Here is an 18,672-nt window from a genome sequence, read left to right as displayed (position 1 = left end):
CCATGACTGACCGGGGACATCCGATTACATTGCCTGCGCCGCCCAACGGCGGCGCTCGGCGCTTAATCTTTCCAGCTCGGCGGGCTCAATACAGCGCAGCGCCTGAGTCGGACAGGCCGCTACGCACGCCGGCCCCGTTTGCCGGTGCGCGCACAGATCGCACTTCAGCGCCTGCACGCCTTCGTCGGTCAACATCACCGTCATCGCCCCATAAGGGCACGCCACCATACAGCTTTTACAACCAATGCACAGCCGTTGATCGACACGCCAGACGTCGCCTTCATGGCGTATTGCCCCTTCCGGGCAGACGTTCGCGCAGGGCGCATCCTCGCACTGACGGCACAGCGTCGCCGTTGATAGCTCATCGCTCTTCACTACCCGGATCCGCGGCGCAAAGCGTCTTGCAGAAACGGTAGAACAATCCTGCCCCTGCTGATGCGACACCACGCAGGCCACCTCGCAGGTTCGACAGCCGATACACTTTTGCGCATCGGCGATAATAAACCGGTTCATCCTCAACTCCATTCGGGATAAAAACGCAGCGTGCCAGAAAAACCCCGCTGTGCGCTTTGATCCTGAATGGAATCAGCTGCGTTTTAGGCAAATACCCAGCAAGATCTCGCCAGTTGCCTTAGCCTTCGCGAATCACAAACCCCAGCTCGCGGGAAATCGCCTCTGCCGTTTCACGCAATGGTTTGAGCAGATTTTTCTCACCAACCTGTTTCAGGCGCGAAGTCGACAGCGAAATCGAAATGGCATAAGGCACGCGGCCGTGAATATCGAATACCGGTACCGCCAGGCACGAGACGCCGAGTTCGTTCTCTTCGCGATCCATCGCCATATTACGTTCGCGAATCTGCGCCAGCTCGTCGTTCATCGCCGGCAGGCCGGTAATGGTGTTACGGGTCAACGGCTGAATAATATCCTGATGACTGTCCCAGTAGCTGGCAACGTAGTCAGGATGGCCGAACGCCATGTAGATCTTGCCCATCGCCGAACAGTACAGCGGCATATGCTGGCCAATATAGGCGCGGGTACGCAGCATACCGGTAGTCGGCTCCAGCTTGTAAATCAGAATCGCGTGATCGTCCTCACGGCTGGAGAAGTTCACCGTCTCGCCGGTGGCGATGTTTAAAGCTTCAAGATGCGGCGCAGCGACATGAATAATATTCAGCGACGACAGCGCCTTTTGCCCAACGGCAATAAATTTGGTGGTCAGGCGGTAACTTCCGGCGGCAGGCGCCGGAGTAACGTAGCCGCAGGACTGCAGGCCCTGCAACAACCGATGCACGGTACTTTTATTCAGGCCCGCCAGTTCAGACAGATGCGCCAACGGACAACCGTTTGGATAGTTACTGAGGATCTCAATCAGCATTAACCCGCGAAATAGACTCTGGCTTCCGGCTGGCCTCTCTTTCTCTTGCGTCATTTCACTCTCTTTTGTGCCCATCGCTTCGGCTTCCTTTTTAATCGCGCTCTGATGGTAGCGCAAAGTGTGGTTCAGTTCACGATCTGAACCAAAAAAACACAACCAACTGATTTTAATGATTTTTAAAAATAGCATCTGCCGTTGATCTGTCAAAAATTGATCGTTATATTTGAAATCAGATTTCGATATGTGAAACGTGAAGATAAAAAATCACTCAAACCCTAAGGGGAACACGGGAATGAAAGTAACTTTTGCGCAGCTAAAAGAGGCGTTCAATCGGGTATTACTCTCACGCGGTATTGCGGCGGAAACCGCCGACGCCTGCGCGGAAATGTTCGCCCGCACCACGGAATCCGGCGTCTACTCACACGGAGTGAATCGCTTTCCACGTTTTATTCAGCAACTGGATAACGGCGATATCATTCCGGATGCGAAACCTCAGCGCGTCACCAGCCTTGGCGCTATTGAGCAGTGGGATGCCCGGCGTTCGATTGGCAATCTGACGGCGAAAAAGATGATGGATCGCGCCATTGAATTGGCCTCCGACCATGGCATTGGCCTGGTGGCATTACGCAACGCCAATCACTGGATGCGCGGCGGCAGCTACGGCTGGCAGGCGGCGGAAAAAGGCTATATCGGCATCTGCTGGACCAACTCTATCGCCGTCATGCCGCCGTGGGGCGCTAAAGAGTGCCGCATTGGCACCAATCCGCTGATCGTGGCAATTCCATCCACTCCGATCACAATGGTCGATATGTCGATGTCGATGTTCTCCTACGGCATGCTGGAGGTTAATCGCCTGGCTGGTCGCACGCTGCCGGTAGATGGCGGGTTTGATGATGACGGTAATTTGACGAAAGAGCCCGGCGTGATTGAGAAAAATCGCCGTATCCTGCCGATGGGCTACTGGAAGGGTTCCGGTTTATCAATTGTGCTGGATATGATAGCCACCCTACTTTCCAACGGTTCCTCCGTTGCTGAAGTCACCCAGGACAATAGCGACGAATATGGCGTATCGCAGATTTTCATCGCTATTGAAGTCGACAAGCTCATTGATGGCAAAACGCGTGACGCCAAACTACAGCGGATCATGGACTTCATCACCACCGCCGAACGCGCCGATGAAAATGTAGCGGTCCGCCTACCGGGCCACGAGTTTACGCGATTACTGGAAGAAAACCGCCGTAACGGGATCACCGTCGACGACAGCGTATGGGCCAAAATTCAGGCTCTGTAGGGGAAACCACTATGATTTTCGGCCATATTTCACAACCGAATCCTTGCCGTCTACCGGCAGCGATTGAAAAGGCGCTCGATTTTCTTCGCACTACCGATTTTCGCCACCAGCCCCCCGGCGTCGTCGAAATTGATGGTAAGAATATTTTTGCGCAGATCATCGATCTGACTACCCGTACGGCGACAGAAAACCGTCCGGAGGTACATCGGCATTATTTAGATATTCAATTTCTCGCTTCCGGTGAAGAAAAAATAGGTATCGCCATTGATAATGGGAATAACCAGATCAGCGAATCGTTATTAGAACAGCGCGATATTATTTTTTATCACGATAGTGAACACGAATCGTTTATTGAAATGATACCCGGTAGCTATGCCATATTCTTCCCACAAGATGTACATCGACCTGGGTGTATTAAAAGCACCGCCACCCCTATTAGAAAAATCGTCGTTAAGGTAGCTATCGATATTCTGTAAAAGAACTAATCATCTCATTAAATTTACAGGAGCACATAATGAATATTACTACCGGTTATATTATCGGTGCGTATCCCTGTGCACCCTCATTTCACCAAAAGAGTGAAGAGGAAGAGAAGGAATTCTGGCGACAACTTGCCGATACTCCAGATATTCGTGGCATAGAACAGCCTTGTCTTGAGCATATCCATCCATTAGGCGATGAGTGGCTGCTGCGCCATACGCCGGATAACTGGCAAATTGTGATTACCGCCATTATGGAAACCATGCGCCGCCGCGGAGAAAACGCCGGCTTCGGCCTGGCCTCCAGCGATGAACAACAGCGTGTAGCCTGCGTTGAATACTACCGCCACCTTCATCGCAAAATTAATAAAATCAACGGTATTCAACCCGGTAAAGTCACCGCGCTTGAGCTACAGGCCGCGCCGCTGGCGGGAGATCAAAACATCGCCCAGGCAACGGACGCCTTTTCACGCTCGCTCAAAGAAATCGCCAGTTGGGACTGGCGCTGCGATCTGGTGCTGGAACACTGTGACGCGATGAATGGCCCAGCGCCGCGTAAAGGCTTTCTGCCACTGGATAATGTACTGGAAGTCATTGCCGACCATGAGATAAGCGTGTGCATCAACTGGGCGCGCTCGGCCATTGAAGGCCGCGATACCGCGCTGCCGTTGGCCCATACCCGGCAGGTTAAACAGGCCGGTAAACTGGGCGCGCTGATGTTTTCCGGCACCACCCGCCAGGGTGAATATGGCGAATGGCAGGATTTACACGCGCCATTTGCGCCCTTCTGCCCGCAAAGCCTGATGACCGCGCAGCATGCCCGCGATATTTTCGCCTGCGCTGCAGGCGCATCGTTGCAGTTCGCCGGTATTAAATTATTGGAAATAGACCCAAATGCCGATGTTAACCACCGCATAGCCATTTTGCGTGACGGTATCAGCATATTAAAAAACGCATAAGAACAACTACGTTTTCATTGTCATAATATTTACTCTACGAGAATATTAATATGAACATGACCTCTCGCCCTACAGCAAAAGATATTCCACGCCAGCGTTGGCTGAGAATTATCCCACCGATTCTTATTGCCTGTATTATTTCCTATATGGACCGCGTTAATATCGCATTTGCGATGCCGGGCGGTATGGATGCCGAACTGGGTATTTCTGCTACCATGGCGGGGCTCGCTGGTGGTATTTTCTTTATTGGTTATTTATTCTTACAAGTCCCTGGCGGAAAAATCGCCGTACACGGCAGCGGCAAGAAATTTATCGGCTGGTCGCTGGTCGCCTGGGCCATTATTTCCGTACTGACCGGTTTAATCACCAATCAATACCAACTGCTGATCCTGCGCTTCTTATTAGGGGTGGCGGAAGGCGGCATGCTGCCGGTGGTGCTAACGATGATCAGCAACTGGTTCCCGGACGCTGAACGCGGCCGCGCCAACGCCATTGTGATTATGTTTGTGCCGATTGCCGGGATTATTACCGCCCCGCTGTCAGGCTGGATCATCACCGTTCTCGACTGGCGCTGGCTATTTATTATCGAAGGCTTGCTCTCGGTGGTCGTGTTGGCGCTGTGGGCATACACCGTTTACGACCGCCCGCAGGAAGCGCGCTGGATATCAGCAGCGGAAAAAAACTATCTGGTCGAAACGCTGGCGGCGGAACAAAAGGCGATTGCCGGTACTGAAGTCAAAAATGCCTCGCTCGGCGCGGTGCTCTCTGACAAAACCATGTGGCAGCTCATCGCCCTTAACTTTTTCTATCAAACCGGGATTTACGGTTACACCCTGTGGCTGCCGACCATTCTGAAAGAGTTGACCCATAGCAGTATGGGGCAAGTCGGCGAGCTCGCTATTCTGCCCTACGTTGGCGCGATTGCCGGTATGTTCCTTTTCTCTTCGCTCTCCGACCGTACCGGCAAACGCAAGCTATTCGTCTGCCTGCCGCTGATCGGCTTCGCACTGTGCATGTTCCTCTCCGTGGCGTTGAAAAATCACATCTGGCTGGCCTATGCCGCGCTGGTTGGCTGCGGATTCTTCCTGCAATCCGCCGCAGGCGTGTTCTGGACCATACCGGCGCGCCTGTTCAGCGCCGAAATGGCCGGCGGCGCCCGCGGGATGATCAACGCTCTCGGTAACCTCGGCGGCTTCTGCGGCCCTTACGCCGTAGGCGTACTGATCACCCTCTACAGCAAAGATGCCGGCGTTTATTGCCTGGCTATCTCACTGGCGCTGGCGGCCCTGATGGCGCTGCTGCTGCCGGCAAAATGCGATGCCGGCGCAGCACCCGCAAAGACCATGACTCCGCGTAACCACGCAGCTTAAAACTGCCCCGGACGGCCAGGCGTCGTCCGGAAAACTGGAAGACTAAGATGAGTGAAAAAGAGACCTTCTGGCTGGGTATCGATTGTGGCGGTACTTATCTAAAAGCCGGTTTATATAACAGCCAGGGCGTAGAGCGGCGTATCGAACGCTGCCCTTTACGCACCCTCAGCGCGCAGCCGGGCTACGCCGAGCGGGAAATGGATCTGCTCTGGCAACGTTGCCATGAAACCATCGCCAGGCTGCTCAACGCCGCTAACGTCAATGGTAAGCAAATCAAGGGCATCGCTATCTCCGCGCAGGGTAAAGGGCTATTTCTGCTTGATAAACAGGATCGCCCGTTAGGTAACGCAATACTCTCCTCCGATCGCCGGGCGTTAGATATCGTTCAGCGCTGGCAACAGGATGGCATCCCTGAGCAGCTTTACCCCCTCACTCGCCAGACGCTGTGGACCGGCCATCCCGCTTCACTGCTGCGGTGGCTGAAAGAAAATGAACCGCAGCGCTATGGGCAAATCGGCTGCGTCATGATGGCCCATGATTATCTTCGCTGGCGTTTAACCGGGATGAAGGGCTGCGAAGAGAGCAACATTTCTGAGTCCAATCTCTACAACATGCACAGCGGGCAATACGACCAGCGCCTGACCCGGTGGTTAGGCATTAGTGAAATTGACGAGGCGCTGCCGCCGATCGTCGGCTCTGCGGAAATATGCGGGGAAATCACCGCTCAGGCGGCTGCCGTTACCGGTCTGGCGGCGGGAACGCCCGTCGTCGGCGGTCTGTTTGATGTGGTTTCTACCGCGCTTTGCGCGGGCCTCAACGATGAATCAGTGCTCAATGCGGTGATGGGAACCTGGGCGGTCACCAGCGGGATCACCCACGGACTGCGTGAGCATGAGGCTCATCCTTACGTCTATGGCCGGTTCGTCAATGACGGCGAATACATTGTGCACGAAGCGAGCCCCACCTCTTCCGGCAACCTTGAATGGTTTACCGCGCAGTGGGGAGGGCTCTCATTTACCGAGATTAATGAGGCCGTCGCCAGCCTGCCAACAGCCGGTAGCGAGCTCTTCTTCCTGCCGTTCCTTTACGGTAGCAACGCCGGCCTGGAGATGACCGGCGGTTTTTACGGCATGCAGGCCATGCACACCCGCGCGCATTTGCTACAGGCGGTGTATGAAGGCGTGGTCTTCAGCCATATGACGCATCTCAACCGCATGCGTGAGCGCTTTACCCATGTCCAGGCTCTGCGCGTCACCGGCGGACCGGCGCATTCCGAGGTATGGATGCAAATGCTGGCGGACGTCAGCGGCCTGCGCATCGAACTGCCGCAGGTTGAAGAGACCGGTTGTTTTGGCGCCGCGCTTGCCGCCCGCGTCGGCACCGGCGTCTATCGCCACTTCCGCGAGGCCCTGAGCAGCCTGCAGCATCCGGTACGAACCCTGCAGCCTGACATGACCGCACACCGTCTTTATCAGCGTAAATACCGCCAATACCAGCAGTTGATTAGCGCACTACAGGGCTATCACGCCCGCATTAAGGAGCACACATTATGAGCCGACCATTACTACAACTGGCGCTCGACCATACCAGCCTGGAAGCCGCTCAGCGCGATGTCGCCGTACTGCGCCATCACGTTGATATCGTGGAAGCGGGCACAATTCTGTGTCTGACCGAAGGACTCAACGCGGTAAAAGCCCTGCGCGCCCAGTGTCCGGATAAAATTATCGTCGCCGACTGGAAAGTCGCCGACGCTGGCGAAACGCTGGCTCAACAGGCCTTTGCCGCAGGCGCCAACTGGATGACCATTATCTGCGCCGCGCCGCTGGCGACCGTTGAGAAAGGCCATGCCGTCGCCCAGTCCTGCGGCGGCGACATTCAGATCGAACTCTTCGGTAACTGGACGCTGGACGACGCGCGCGACTGGTACCGCATCGGCGTCCGCCAGGCGATTTATCACCGCGGCCGCGATGCGCAGGCCAGCGGCCAGCAGTGGGGCGACGCCGATCTGGCGCGTATGAAAGCGCTGTCGGATATCGGCCTGCAACTGTCTATTACCGGCGGCATCACGCCGGCCGACTTACCCCTGTTTAGCGATATTGACGTCAAAGCGTTTATTGCCGGACGCGCCCTGGCGGGCGCGGCGCAGCCCGCGCAGGTGGCAGGTGATTTCCACGCCCAAATCGACGCCATCTGGGGAGAACAGCATGCGTAATCATCCCTTAGGTATCTATGAGAAAGCGCTGGCGAAAAACCTTAGCTGGCCGGAACGGCTGGTGCTGGCGAAAAGCTGCGGTTTTGATTTTGTCGAAATGTCGGTCGATGAAACCGATGAGCGTCTGGCGCGCCTGGAGTGGAGCGCCACCCAGCGCGCCTCGCTGGTCGCGGCGATGCTGGAAACCGGGGTAGCCATCCCCTCAATGTGCCTGTCTGCCCATCGTCGCTTCCCGTTTGGCAGCCGCGATGAATCAACCCGGCTGCGGGCGCGCGAGATCATGACCAAAGCCATTCAACTGGCTCGCGATTTAGGGATCCGCACCATCCAACTGGCAGGCTATGACGTCTATTACGAAGAACACGATGACGGCACACAGCAGCGTTTTGCCGAAGGACTGGCGTGGGCGGTCGAACAGGCGGCCGCGGCGCAGGTCATGCTGGCGGTCGAAATTATGGATACCGCATTTATGAACTCCATCAGCAAGTGGAAAAAATGGGACGAGATGCTCGCCTCGCCGTGGTTCAGCGTCTATCCGGATGTCGGCAACCTGAGCGCCTGGGGCAACGACGTCAGCGCCGAGCTCAAACTGGGCATCGACCGCATCGCCGCTATCCATCTTAAAGACACGCTCCCCGTAACCGCACAATCGCCGGGGCAGTTTCGCGACGTCCCCTTCGGCGAGGGTTGTGTCGATTTTGTCGGCATCTTCAAAACGCTGCATGAGCTGAACTATCGCGGTTCATTCTTAATTGAAATGTGGACGGAAAAAGCCAAAGAGCCGGTACTGGAAATTATACAGGCGCGCCGCTGGATAGAAGCGCGGATGCAAGAAGGAGGTTTCACATGTTAGAACAATTGAAGTCTGAGGTATTAGCCGCCAACCTGGCGCTACCTGCGCATCAGCTGGTGACGTTCACCTGGGGCAACGTGAGCGCCGTCGACGAAACGGGAAAGCTGATGGTTATCAAGCCATCCGGGGTGGAGTACGACGTCATGCAGGCTGACGACATGGTGGTCGTCGATATCGCCAGCGGCCATGTGGTTGAAGGCGCTAAAAAGCCCTCCTCCGATACGCCAACCCACCTTGCGTTGTACCGCCGCTACCCGCAAATCGGCGGTATCGTTCACACCCATTCGCGCCACGCGACGATCTGGTCGCAGGCAGGGTTGGATTTACCGGCCTGGGGCACCACGCACGCGGATTATTTTTATGGCGCGATCCCCTGTACCCGCCTGATGACCGCCGATGAAATTAATGGTGAATATGAATATCAAACCGGAGAGGTGATCGTTAAAACCTTTGAAGCGCGCGATCTCGATCCTATGCAAGTCCCGGCAGTGCTAGTGCATTCACACGGTCCGTTTGCGTGGGGTAAAAACGCCGCCGACGCCGTGCATAACGCCGTCGTCCTCGAAGAGTGCGCCTATATGGGGCTTTTTTCCCGTCAGCTCACGCCGCAACTGGCCGATATGCAGCAAGAACTGCTCGATAAACATTATCTGCGCAAGCACGGCGCCAATGCTTATTACGGGCAAAACTAACATCACCCGGCGGCATATCACCGCCGGGGAGTTTTTCGGATTACATCGCGGCGCGGAAAATCGCCATAATCTCTTCGTGGGTCGCCTGAATCGGATTGGTTAAACCGCAGGCATCTTTCAGCGCGTTGCTGGCCAGCAGCGGGATATCCTCTTCTTTAACGTTCAGATCGCGCAGACCAGCCGGGATGCCGACTTTACGCGCCAGCTCGCGGATGGCCGCGATGCAGGCTTCCGCACCCTGTTTGTCATTCAGCCCGGCTACGTTCACGCCCATCGCCTGCGCGCAGTCACGCAGACGCGCGGCGGCGACGCTGCAGTTGTACTCCTGCACAAACGGCAGCAGGACGGCGTTGCAGACGCCGTGCGGCAGATCGTAGAAGCCGCCCAGCTGGTGCGCCATCGCGTGGACGTAGCCCAGCGACGCGTTGTTGAAGGCCATACCGGCAAGGAACTGCGCATAGGCCATCGCTTCACGCGCCTGTTCATTACTGCCATCTTCCACTGCATGAGTTAAATTCTGTGAAATCATGGTCATGGCTTTCAACGCGCAGGCATCGGTAATCGGCGTCGCCGCGATGGAAACATAGGCTTCGATAGCGTGAGTCAGCGCGTCCATACCGGTAGCGGCGGTCAGAGATTTCGGCATACCCATCATCAGCGAAGAGTCGTTAACCGACAGAACCGGCGTCACGTGTTTATCGACAATCGCCATTTTGATGTGGCGATCGACATCGGTAATGATGCAGAAGCGGGTCATTTCGGAAGCCGTACCGGCGGTGGTATTGATAGCGATCATCGGCAATTGCGGTTTCGCCGAACGGTCCACCCCTTCATAGTCACGGATGTTGCCGCCGTTTGCCGCGACCAGCGCGATGCCTTTCGCGCAATCGTGCGGCGAGCCGCCGCCCAGGGAAATTACGCAGTCGCAGTTATTTTCTTTTAGCAGCGCCAGACCGCTTTCGACGTTCAGGGTCGTCGGGTTCGGGTGCACGCCGTCATACACCACGCTGAAAATATCCCGTTCCTGTAACGCCTTTTGTACTTCACCCGCCATACCTAATTTATTCAGCATCGCGTCGGTGACGATTAATGCCCGACGATATCCGTATTGCTGGATAGTATTCATCGCTTCAGTAACAGAACCAGTGCCAATGACGTTCACTGGCGGAATATAAAAAGTCGATGCAGCCATGATGATTCCTTCATTTAGGTGAATATCATGGAAGGGTACGAGGATGTCGTAATAAAAAACATGACCTGAACGCCATTTCCGGCAAGAAATTGGATGAAAAACAGTACGTTAATATTCCATTTTTTAACGTACTGTTAAACATTACCGGCTTAATTTTTCATTTGCGTTATTATTCGCCGTTTTTATTTTCAGGGAATAACAGCGCATCGCGGAGTAGATGATCGTTGCCCCGGCGGCGGGTAAAGCCAATGCGGTCAAAATATTCGAGTATTTGAATCGCCAGTTTACGGCCAATATTTAACGTATCGCGAAAATCCGCCGCGCAGGTGGAACCGCGCTGCAGATCCAGACGGCGGATCAATTGCGCAAATTCAACAATCCGATCGTTACGATAATAACGATCTTTCACGATCGCCGTAATCATCCCCTGCTGCGCCGCCTGGCGCAGCACCGCGCGCATCAACGACTCTTCGACGTTCAGATCGCGCGCCAGGTCGCGTACCCACCATGGCTCATCGGCGAAGAGCGGCTCCGCACGCTGCCAGATGGCCTGCTGCTCATCGGTAAACCCGGCTTTATGCTCCGGCAGGTGCAGCCAGCCGTGATGGCTTTGAATGACGCCGCTGCTGCGCATCTGCTCAATCAGCAGCAGTACCAGCGCTTCATCTTCCATCGGCAGCGCAATCCGCCGCAGACGTTCGCGCCCCGGCCCCGGTTCATCGCGATGCTGGTCGTGATAACGGGCCAGCGCGTCGAGCAGTTTTTTCTGCCAGCGGGCGGCCAGCGGCGCGCTAAGCAGGCTATTCCCGGCCTGCAGATAGTCCGGACGGTTAATTAATGCCGTGAGGCCGTCAGCGCTCAGCTGCCGCGCCCAGGCAAACTCGTCAAGACGCACCGCATCGCGCTGCAGATGTATATCCAACGCCTGCGCGTCGTCGCCCTGCGCTTCGGCCAGCGCGTAAAGCCACTGCAGATACTCCGGCTTGCGTTTACCGCGGCGCGGCGGATTCAGCGTCACCACCCGCGCGCCGGCCAGCGTCAAGCGGGCGGAAATATCGCGCAATACCAGGCGATCGTTATCCGCCAGCCACAGCGGCGTATCCAGCACCAGCTCGGCCAGATTGCCTTCCAGTAGCGAAACGCGGCCGGTGATATGGCTGGCGGCATGGTGGATATGCAGCGACTGCCACTGGCTGAGCGGCGCGTGACAGGTCAGCTCGACGATCGCCCGCTCGCAAGGTTCTGCGGGCTGAGCCGAGAGCAGCCAGTCACCGCGGCTGAGATCCTCTTTTTGCGCATCGCCAACGATATTCAGCGCGATGCGCTGCCCGGCCCGCGCCTGTTCAACCGGCTGATTCTGCGCATGTAGCCCGCGGACGCGCATGGGTTTATTGGCGCCGGTCAGCCAGAGGGTATCGCCGATTTTTACCTCGCCGGATAACGCCGTCCCGGTCACCACCAGCCCCGCGCCCTTGACGGTAAAGGCGCGATCCAGCGCCAGACGAAAACGCTGCTGTTGCGGATGCGCGCGCTCGGCCAGCTGTAGCAAATGGCTGCGCAGTTCGGCAATGCCGAGGTTTTCCGTTGCCGCGGTAGCGAAGAAAGCGGCGGCGTCGAACCCCAGCTCGCTCAGCGTGGATTCCACCTGCGCCCGAACTTCGGCAACGCGCGCCGCTTCCACGCGGTCCGTTTTGGTCAACGCGACGGTTAACGTCGGTTTTCCCGTCAGCTGCAGAATCGCCAGATGCTCGCGGGTTTGCGCCATCACGCCGTCATCGCAGGCCACCACCAGCAGCGCGTGATCGATCCCGCCCACGCCGGCCAACATGTTGGACAAAAACTTTTCATGCCCCGGCACATCGATAAAACCTAACACCCGGCCATCAGGCTGCGGCCAATAGGCGTAGCCGAGATCGATAGTCATCCCGCGCGATTTCTCTTCCGGCAGGCGATCGGCGTTAACGCCGGTAATCGCCTGCAGCAGCGTGGTTTTGCCGTGGTCCACATGTCCGGCGGTGGCAATAATCATCTCAATAACATCTCCATAAACCGGGGTTCATCTTCAAGACAGCGCAGATCCAGCCATAAGCGGCCATCATAAATTCTGCCGATCGTCGGTATCGGCAAGGCGCGCCAGCGGGCGGCCAGCGCTTCCAGCTGGCTGCCGCGACCATCGCGCGGCGTAAAGGTTAACGCGGCGCTGGGCAGTCGGTCGACCGGCAACGACCCGCTGCCGATCTGCGACAAACACGCTTCGACGCGCACGTCAAAATCGCTATAGTGCGCCGCTAACGCAGGCTGAATACGCTCGCCCTGCTGGCGGATATCCTCGGCGCGGCGGGTTAGCAGACGTAGCGTCGGCAGATCGTTGGTCAGCGCTTCCGGATGCAGATACAGCCGCAGAGTCGCCTCCAGCGCCGCCAGCGTCATTTTATCCGCCCGCAGCGCGCGCTTAAGCGGATGACTCTGTAACTTCGCGATCAGCGCCCGATCGCCGACGATAATCCCCGCCTGCGGCCCGCCAAGCAGCTTATCGCCGGAAAAGCTCACCAGGTTCACGCCCGCCGCAATCAATTCCTGCGGCATCGGTTCTTTCGGCAAGCCGTACTGGCTCAAATCCACCAGCGAGCCGCTGCCGAGATCGGCCACCACCGGCACGCCATGTTCGCGGCCAATTTCCGCCAGCTCCGCCTCATCGACCGCTTTGGTAAAGCCTTCAATGCTGTAGTTGCTGGTATGCACTTTCATTAGCAGGGCGGTCTGCTCATTGATAGCCTGACGATAATCTTTGGCGTGGGTGCGGTTAGTGGTGCCCACTTCATGTAGCAGACAACCGGCCTGGCGCATGACATCGGGGATGCGAAATGCGCCGCCGATCTCGACCAGTTCGCCGCGCGAGACCACCACTTCTTTCCCGCTGGCCGTCGCCGCCAGCATCAGCAGCACCGCCGCCGCGTTGTTATTGACGATACAGGCATCTTCCGCGCCGGTGATCCGGCACAGCAGATCGGCCAGCGCCCGGTCGCGATGACCGCGCCCGGCATCGTCGAGATCGTATTCCAGCGTGACCGGCGCGCGCATCGCCTGCGCCACCGCCTGCACCGCGGCTTCCGCCTGAATGGCTCTCCCCAGATTGGTGTGCAGCACGGTGCCCGTCAGGTTGAATACCGGACGCAGCGCGCTCTGCTGGCTATGGTTCAGCCGGCTGGCGGTCTCCTGAGGCCAGTCGTCGCACCACTCTGGCAATGCCTGCGCCTGGCGGATATGCTCCCGCGCCTCATCCAACATCTGGCGCAGCAGCGCCACGATTTGCGAATGGCCATGGCGATCGAGCAGTAAAGCAAAAGCGGGATCGCGAAGTAAACGATCAATGGCCGGAAGCCGGGTATAAAGCGCGCGAGTATCGGTAGACATGAGTGAACCTGACGATAAGTTATTTTCCCCCCTCCCGACGGGAGAGGGAGTCAACAATGAGTGGCGATTGTAACGCCTGCGCGAGGAAACTGTTACCTGCCTGGGTCAACTCCCTGGCGGTTCGGTACGTGCAAAACTGGCGCGCTGAAATAACGTCTCGACCAGTTTGACCAGTTTTGGCCGCGTCGCGCACCAGCCGGGCGCCACGCGACGGAAATTGAGATAAGCAATGGCGCAGGCGGCAGTAATGGTCGCCAGATTCAGCTCACCGTGACGCAAGGTGCCGTCGGCGGCGTACCCTTCCAACATATCAAGACCGCGGGCGATTTTTTCCCGCTGGCGGAGCAGTTCGGTTTCTGACTGCTGCGCCGCCGGACGCGCTTTTTCCCTCACCAGCGCGATCGCCGCCTCCATGATGCCGTCAGACAAGGCTTCAAGCTGCCGCATCTTCAGCGCCGCCAGAGGTTCCGTAGGCAGCATCGCCGGCGCGACGTAAAGCAGTTCAAGATATTGCGCAATAATGGGCGAATCAAACCAGCATGCGCCGTCATCGGTCAGCAGCGCCGGAACTTTACCCAGCGGGTTGTACTGCGCCACGCCGTTGACGTCGTTATAGGGGAATTCGTTCACAAACTCGAAGGGGATCGCCTTTTCCAGCAAGATGACAGAAATTTTGCGTACAAAAGGACTGGTGTAGCTGCCGATAAGTTTCATTGCCTGCTCCTTTCGCCAACGAAAAGATCAGTATGGTTCAGGCGCAGGCAAATGGCAGGCGCGACATTGTCTCAACCTGCCGCCGATCGCATTAATGATCGAGATAGAGGTAGTGCATCCAGCTGGTCATGCGCAGCAGCACTTTTCTCATCACCGACACGTGGGTGAAATGGTCGGAATAGACCGCCACCTGGGCATAGATGCCGTCGGGTAGCGCATCGACCTGCGCATCCGGATCCAGCTCAATTGTCGCCAGCACGCCATCGCTACCCGGCGTGACGCTCAGCGACTGCAGCGAACCCTGCGCCTGATAAGTCCCGCCAGGCACCACCGGCAATACGTTGACCAGTTTACCGTGGAACACCTGCCCTGGCAGGGCGTTAAACACCGCTTCGGCATCATCGCCAGCCTCCAGCCTGAGCAACGAATTCTGGCGGAACTGAGCGACAATCAGCCGTTTTTGTTGCGGAATAAAGACCATCACCGGGCGCAGCGGCAGCGACGCGGCGTAGGTTCCCGGGCGAATCAGCACCTGGGTAATGTAACCATCGCTCGGCGCGCGGACGGTGGTCTGATCAAGGTTATATTTCGCTTCCGCCAACTGTGCGCGCAGGCTCACCACCTGCGACTGTTCGCCATTCAGCGTACTATCCAGTTGGCTCTGAATCTGCGCCTGCTCGGCGACCGAGGCTTTCACCAACGCATCCTGGGCAAGGTAGTTTTGCCGCGCATTATCGATATCGCTTTCCGAAAACGGATTGACCCGCGCCTGGCTGCCTTTCAAATAGCGCTGATAATCTTTATACAACCGGTCGCGCTCGGCGGAGACGCGCACGGTGTTCGCCTGGGCTTCCTGCAGTTGGGCTTTCAGGGTATTGATACTATGCAACGCGGTGACCAGATCGGCCTGCAGCCTGTCGACACGCGCCTGGTAGCGCGCCGGGTCGATAGTAAATAGTACTTCGCCCTTTTTCACCCGCTGGTTGGCTTTATCGGTCACGCTGCTAACAATGCCGGTAACCTGCGGCGTAATAGGAATGGAAATAACCGCTTTCTGCGCAGTAAAAGTATAAGGGTGGTTATAGTTCATTAATAAAATAAGCGCGCTAACAATAAATACACCGCCTAAGGCCGCTGTCGGGACTGTCCATTTATTTACCGGAATATGGAATATTTTAAATACCGACCACGCAATGGCCACGTACGTCAAAATGATCAACAGGTCCATGATTATTTCTCCGGCGAGGACGGCGGCGCTGTCGGCTGCAAATGCGCGATTTTATGTTCAAGTTCCGCAATACGCTGATTGAGCTGCGCCAGCTCGCTGTCGGTGCCATCAGGCTCTGCGTCATTCGGCTTATGCTGCATTCCCCAGCCGCGTTCCGGCTGATAAAGGGTCGCCCAAATCCATAAAAATGGCCATATTACGTGCAGCGTAAACAGGCTAACCCACCCTGCGACGTGAATCGCATCAGAGTGCGGGTGATTACGTTTCTTCGCGATCAGATACGGAATATCGTGCAAAATAATAATCCCGTAAAAAATAACCAGGAAAACGAAGATCAGAACGCCCAGCGCAAAATAATTGAGAAACATAATTTCCTCGATTCACGCTAATAGATTATTGGAATTGTGAGCGCCGCTGAAGCGACGCCTGACTGACAATTTGAGCATAATTCACCGCTTTCATTTCCGCCATCAGCGGCAAAAAATGTTCTTCATGCAGGTGAGTTGCAAAGTTACATCGTTGGCCGCTGGGGAAGACAGAACCTGCCGCAGATCACACATGACGGAATTGAGCGCAAAATATTTTGTGATGTACGTCACAAACAAATAACAAAAACACAAAGTTATAATGTGATAAACATCACATAAAAATGCGATTTATGGCCATTCATCTCCTGTTGTTGTTTTTTTACACATCATTTTTGTGATGAAGATCACTACATATAAGTACCAGACACCTATATTCATGTGACGCAAATCACATAAAAAGCCGCTCACTGGACAGCTTAACGATTCAGTGCCAGATTTCGCACTATCAATCAGGGTCCGGCTACCTCTGCCGCCACATTAACAACAAACCTCGGGCGTTCAGCCTGCGCGATAAGCAAAACAGAAGAAGGGGTGTTTTATGTCATCCGATATCAAGATCAAAGTGCAAAGCTTTGGTCGTTTCCTCAGCAATATGGTGATGCCGAATATCGGCGCGTTTATCGCGTGGGGGATTATCACCGCGTTATTTATTCCAACAGGGTGGTTGCCGAACGAGACGCTGGCGAAGCTGGTCGGCCCGATGATCACCTACCTGCTGCCGCTGCTGATCGGTTATACCGGCGGTAAGCTGGTTGGCGGCGAACGAGGCGGCGTCGTCGGCGCTATCACCACCATGGGCGTTATCGTTGGTGCGGATATGCCGATGTTCCTCGGCTCGATGATCGCCGGCCCGCTCGGCGGCTACTGCATTAAGAAATTTGACGCCTGGGTAGACGGTAAGATCAAATCCGGTTTCGAAATGCTGGTGAATAACTTCTCCGCCGGCATTATCGGGATGATCCTTGCCATTCTGGCGTTCCTCGGCATCGGCCCGGCGGTTGAAGTGCTGTCAAAACTGCTGGCGGCCGGCGTTAACTTCATGGTGGCGCACGACATGCTGCCGCTGGCGTCTATCTTTGTTGAACCGGCGAAAATCCTGTTCCTCAATAACGCGATTAACCACGGTATCTTCTCGCCGCTGGGTATCCAGCAGTCCCATGAGCTTGGCAAATCCATCTTCTTCTTGATTGAAGCTAACCCGGGTCCGGGGATGGGCGTTCTGCTGGCGTACATGTTCTTTGGCCGCGGCAGCGCGAAGCAGTCTGCGGGCGGTGCGGCAATCATCCACTTCCTGGGCGGTATTCACGAAATTTACTTCCCGTACGTGCTGATGAACCCGCGTCTGATTCTGGCCGTTATCCTCGGCGGTATGACCGGCGTCTTCACCCTGACTATCCTCAACGGCGGCCTGGTTTCCCCTGCTTCCCCGGGTTCCATTCTGGCGGTACTGGCGATGACGCCAAAAGGCGCCTACTTCGCTAACATCGCGGCCATTATCGCGGCGATGGCGGTCTCCTTTATTGTCTCTGCCATCCTGCTGAAAACCAGCAAAGTGAAAGAAGAAGACGATATCGAAGCGGCGACTCGTCGCATGCACGACATGAAGGCCGAGTCCAAAGGCGCGGCGACGCCGCTGGCGGCGGGCGACGTGGCTAACGACCTGAGCCACGTGCGTAAAATCATCGTTGCCTGCGACGCCGGTATGGGTTCCAGCGCCATGGGCGCCGGGGTACTGCGTAAGAAGGTGCAGGATGCCGGACTGAGCAACATTTCGGTTACCAACAGCGCAATTAACAACCTGCCGCCGGATGTCGACCTGGTGATCACCCACCGCGATCTGACCGAGCGCGCCATGCGCCAAGTACCACAGGCGCAGCACATTTCGCTGACCAACTTCCTCGACAGCGGCCTGTACACCAGCCTGACCGAGCGTCTGGTGGCGGCGCAGCGCCACATCGACAACGAAGTGAAAGTCACCGATAGCCTGAAAGATAGTTTTGATAATGACGACAAAAACCTGTTCCAGCTGGGCGCGGATAACATCTTCCTTGGGCGCAAAGCGGCCACCAAAGAAGAGGCGATTCGCTTCGCCGGTGAACAACTGGTGAAAGGTGGATACGTTGAGCCGGAATATGTGCAGGCGATGCTCGACCGCGAGAAGCTGACCTCGACCTATCTTGGCGAATCCATCGCGGTACCGCACGGTACCATCGAAGCGAAAGACCGGGTGCTGAAAACCGGCGTCGTCTTCTGCCAGTATCCGGAAGGCGTGCGCTTCGGTGAAGAAGAAGATGAAGTCGCACGTCTGGTCATTGGTATCGCCGCCCGCAACAACGAACACATTCACGTTATCACCAGCCTGACCAACGCGCTGGATGACGAAACCGTGATTGAGCGGCTGGCGAAAACCACCAGCGTCGAAGAAGTTCTGTCGCTGCTGAATAAATAACCCGCGAGGTCCATTCCCTCTCCCTCTGGGAGAGGGTTGGGGTGAGGGAAATGCCTCACCCCAGCCCTCTCAGGTA

Annotated in this window: 17 protein-coding genes; 9 read left to right on the top strand and 8 right to left on the bottom strand. The window is 56.4% G+C overall.

The window, feature by feature from the left end:
* Positions 1–24: 24 nt before the first annotated feature.
* A complete protein-coding gene (locus PGR29_RS17560; protein ID WP_045390701.1) occupies positions 25–513 on the bottom strand; it encodes a 4Fe-4S binding protein in 489 nt (162 codons plus the stop codon).
* A gap of 118 nt (positions 514–631) precedes the next feature.
* Positions 632–1,450: an IclR family transcriptional regulator YiaJ gene (gene yiaJ, locus PGR29_RS17555; RefSeq protein WP_045390824.1), complete on the bottom strand. Its 819-nt coding sequence runs from the start codon at positions 1,448–1,450 to the stop codon at positions 632–634.
* 217 nt (positions 1,451–1,667) lie between these two features.
* On the opposite strand from yiaJ, the gene yiaK reads away from it, so the two are divergent.
* From yiaK to araD, 8 genes are read left to right on the top strand one after another with little or no spacing between them, the layout of a single operon-like run.
* Positions 1,668–2,666, top strand: a complete 999-nt coding sequence (yiaK, locus tag PGR29_RS17550; protein WP_045390698.1) for a 3-dehydro-L-gulonate 2-dehydrogenase — start codon at positions 1,668–1,670, stop codon at positions 2,664–2,666.
* 11 nt (positions 2,667–2,677) lie between these two features.
* Positions 2,678–3,142: a YhcH/YjgK/YiaL family protein gene (locus PGR29_RS17545; protein WP_213794194.1), complete on the top strand. Its 465-nt coding sequence runs from the start codon at positions 2,678–2,680 to the stop codon at positions 3,140–3,142.
* Positions 3,143–3,180: 38 nt separating this feature from the next.
* Positions 3,181–4,104, top strand: a complete 924-nt coding sequence (locus tag PGR29_RS17540; RefSeq protein ID WP_308957657.1) for a DUF4862 family protein — start codon at positions 3,181–3,183, stop codon at positions 4,102–4,104.
* Between the two features lie 50 nt (positions 4,105–4,154).
* On the top strand, positions 4,155–5,474 hold the full coding sequence (locus PGR29_RS17535) for an MFS transporter (RefSeq protein WP_316425026.1): 1,320 nt from the start codon (positions 4,155–4,157) through the stop codon (positions 5,472–5,474).
* Between the two features lie 47 nt (positions 5,475–5,521).
* Positions 5,522–7,027 carry an FGGY-family carbohydrate kinase gene (locus tag PGR29_RS17530; RefSeq protein WP_316425025.1) on the top strand — a complete coding sequence of 502 codons (1,506 nt, stop codon included), beginning with the start codon at positions 5,522–5,524 and terminating at the stop codon, positions 7,025–7,027.
* Positions 7,024–7,686 (top strand): 3-keto-L-gulonate-6-phosphate decarboxylase UlaD, encoded by a 663-nt coding sequence (ulaD, locus tag PGR29_RS17525; protein ID WP_047047705.1) that lies wholly within the window; start codon positions 7,024–7,026, stop codon positions 7,684–7,686. The genes PGR29_RS17530 and ulaD overlap by 4 nt, the downstream gene beginning before the upstream one ends.
* A complete protein-coding gene (locus tag PGR29_RS17520; protein ID WP_271032715.1) occupies positions 7,679–8,539 on the top strand; it encodes an L-ribulose-5-phosphate 3-epimerase in 861 nt (286 codons plus the stop codon). Before ulaD ends, PGR29_RS17520 begins: the two co-directional genes overlap by 8 nt.
* Positions 8,533–9,231: an L-ribulose-5-phosphate 4-epimerase gene (araD, locus tag PGR29_RS17515; RefSeq protein ID WP_213317596.1), complete on the top strand. Its 699-nt coding sequence runs from the start codon at positions 8,533–8,535 to the stop codon at positions 9,229–9,231. Before PGR29_RS17520 ends, araD begins: the two co-directional genes overlap by 7 nt.
* Before the next feature lie 40 nt (positions 9,232–9,271).
* On the opposite strand, the gene yiaY is transcribed toward araD, so the two are convergent.
* The 6 genes from yiaY to PGR29_RS17485 form a co-directional block, all read right to left on the bottom strand.
* Positions 9,272–10,423: an L-threonine dehydrogenase gene (gene yiaY / locus PGR29_RS17510; protein ID WP_113374030.1), complete on the bottom strand. Its 1,152-nt coding sequence runs from the start codon at positions 10,421–10,423 to the stop codon at positions 9,272–9,274.
* Positions 10,424–10,592: 169 nt separating this feature from the next.
* The gene (gene selB / locus PGR29_RS17505) at positions 10,593–12,452 is read right to left on the bottom strand and encodes a selenocysteine-specific translation elongation factor (RefSeq protein WP_316425024.1); all 1,860 of its coding nucleotides are present in this window, start codon (positions 12,450–12,452) and stop codon (positions 10,593–10,595) included.
* Positions 12,449–13,837, bottom strand: coding sequence for an L-seryl-tRNA(Sec) selenium transferase (selA, locus tag PGR29_RS17500; protein WP_308957652.1), 1,389 nt, complete (start codon positions 13,835–13,837; stop codon positions 12,449–12,451). The genes selB and selA overlap by 4 nt, the downstream gene beginning before the upstream one ends.
* Positions 13,838–13,942: 105 nt before the next feature.
* Positions 13,943–14,551, bottom strand: coding sequence for a glutathione S-transferase (locus tag PGR29_RS17495; protein ID WP_316425023.1), 609 nt, complete (start codon positions 14,549–14,551; stop codon positions 13,943–13,945).
* A 91-nt stretch (positions 14,552–14,642) separates the two neighbouring features.
* Complete coding sequence (locus PGR29_RS17490; RefSeq protein WP_087858948.1) at positions 14,643–15,779, bottom strand: HlyD family secretion protein; 1,137 nt, start codon at positions 15,777–15,779, stop codon at positions 14,643–14,645.
* 2 nt (positions 15,780–15,781) lie between these two features.
* Entirely contained in the window at positions 15,782–16,147 is a 366-nt protein-coding gene (locus PGR29_RS17485; protein ID WP_087858947.1) for a DUF3302 domain-containing protein, read from the bottom strand.
* 538 nt (positions 16,148–16,685) lie between these two features.
* Here PGR29_RS17485 and mtlA point away from each other — a divergent pair.
* Entirely contained in the window at positions 16,686–18,596 is a 1,911-nt protein-coding gene (gene mtlA / locus PGR29_RS17480) for a PTS mannitol transporter subunit IICBA (protein ID WP_047047680.1), read from the top strand.
* The last annotated feature ends 76 nt before the right edge of the window (positions 18,597–18,672 follow it).

The sequence above is a fragment of the Klebsiella sp. 141203 genome (genome assembly GCF_032601985.1).
Taxonomy (GTDB): Bacteria; Pseudomonadota; Gammaproteobacteria; order Enterobacterales; family Enterobacteriaceae; genus Klebsiella; species Klebsiella aerogenes.
This window is presented reverse-complemented; position numbering and strand designations above follow the sequence as displayed.

Coding starts and splice junctions, on each gene's coding strand:
- PGR29_RS17545 (WP_213794194.1), top strand. CDS start 2,678: ATGATTTTCGGCCATATTTCACAACCGAATCCTTGCCGTCTACCGGCA.
- PGR29_RS17530 (WP_316425025.1), top strand. CDS start 5,522: ATGAGTGAAAAAGAGACCTTCTGGCTGGGTATCGATTGTGGCGGTACT.
- PGR29_RS17535 (WP_316425026.1), top strand. CDS start 4,155: ATGAACATGACCTCTCGCCCTACAGCAAAAGATATTCCACGCCAGCGT.
- PGR29_RS17490 (WP_087858948.1), bottom strand. CDS start 15,779: ATGGACCTGTTGATCATTTTGACGTACGTGGCCATTGCGTGGTCGGTA.
- PGR29_RS17540 (WP_308957657.1), top strand. CDS start 3,181: ATGAATATTACTACCGGTTATATTATCGGTGCGTATCCCTGTGCACCC.
- selB (WP_316425024.1), bottom strand. CDS start 12,452: ATGATTATTGCCACCGCCGGACATGTGGACCACGGCAAAACCACGCTG.
- PGR29_RS17520 (WP_271032715.1), top strand. CDS start 7,679: ATGCGTAATCATCCCTTAGGTATCTATGAGAAAGCGCTGGCGAAAAAC.
- selA (WP_308957652.1), bottom strand. CDS start 13,837: ATGTCTACCGATACTCGCGCGCTTTATACCCGGCTTCCGGCCATTGAT.
- PGR29_RS17495 (WP_316425023.1), bottom strand. CDS start 14,551: ATGAAACTTATCGGCAGCTACACCAGTCCTTTTGTACGCAAAATTTCT.
- yiaJ (WP_045390824.1), bottom strand. CDS start 1,450: ATGGGCACAAAAGAGAGTGAAATGACGCAAGAGAAAGAGAGGCCAGCC.
- ulaD (WP_047047705.1), top strand. CDS start 7,024: ATGAGCCGACCATTACTACAACTGGCGCTCGACCATACCAGCCTGGAA.
- mtlA (WP_047047680.1), top strand. CDS start 16,686: ATGTCATCCGATATCAAGATCAAAGTGCAAAGCTTTGGTCGTTTCCTC.
- araD (WP_213317596.1), top strand. CDS start 8,533: ATGTTAGAACAATTGAAGTCTGAGGTATTAGCCGCCAACCTGGCGCTA.
- yiaY (WP_113374030.1), bottom strand. CDS start 10,423: ATGGCTGCATCGACTTTTTATATTCCGCCAGTGAACGTCATTGGCACT.
- PGR29_RS17560 (WP_045390701.1), bottom strand. CDS start 513: ATGAACCGGTTTATTATCGCCGATGCGCAAAAGTGTATCGGCTGTCGA.
- PGR29_RS17485 (WP_087858947.1), bottom strand. CDS start 16,147: ATGTTTCTCAATTATTTTGCGCTGGGCGTTCTGATCTTCGTTTTCCTG.
- yiaK (WP_045390698.1), top strand. CDS start 1,668: ATGAAAGTAACTTTTGCGCAGCTAAAAGAGGCGTTCAATCGGGTATTA.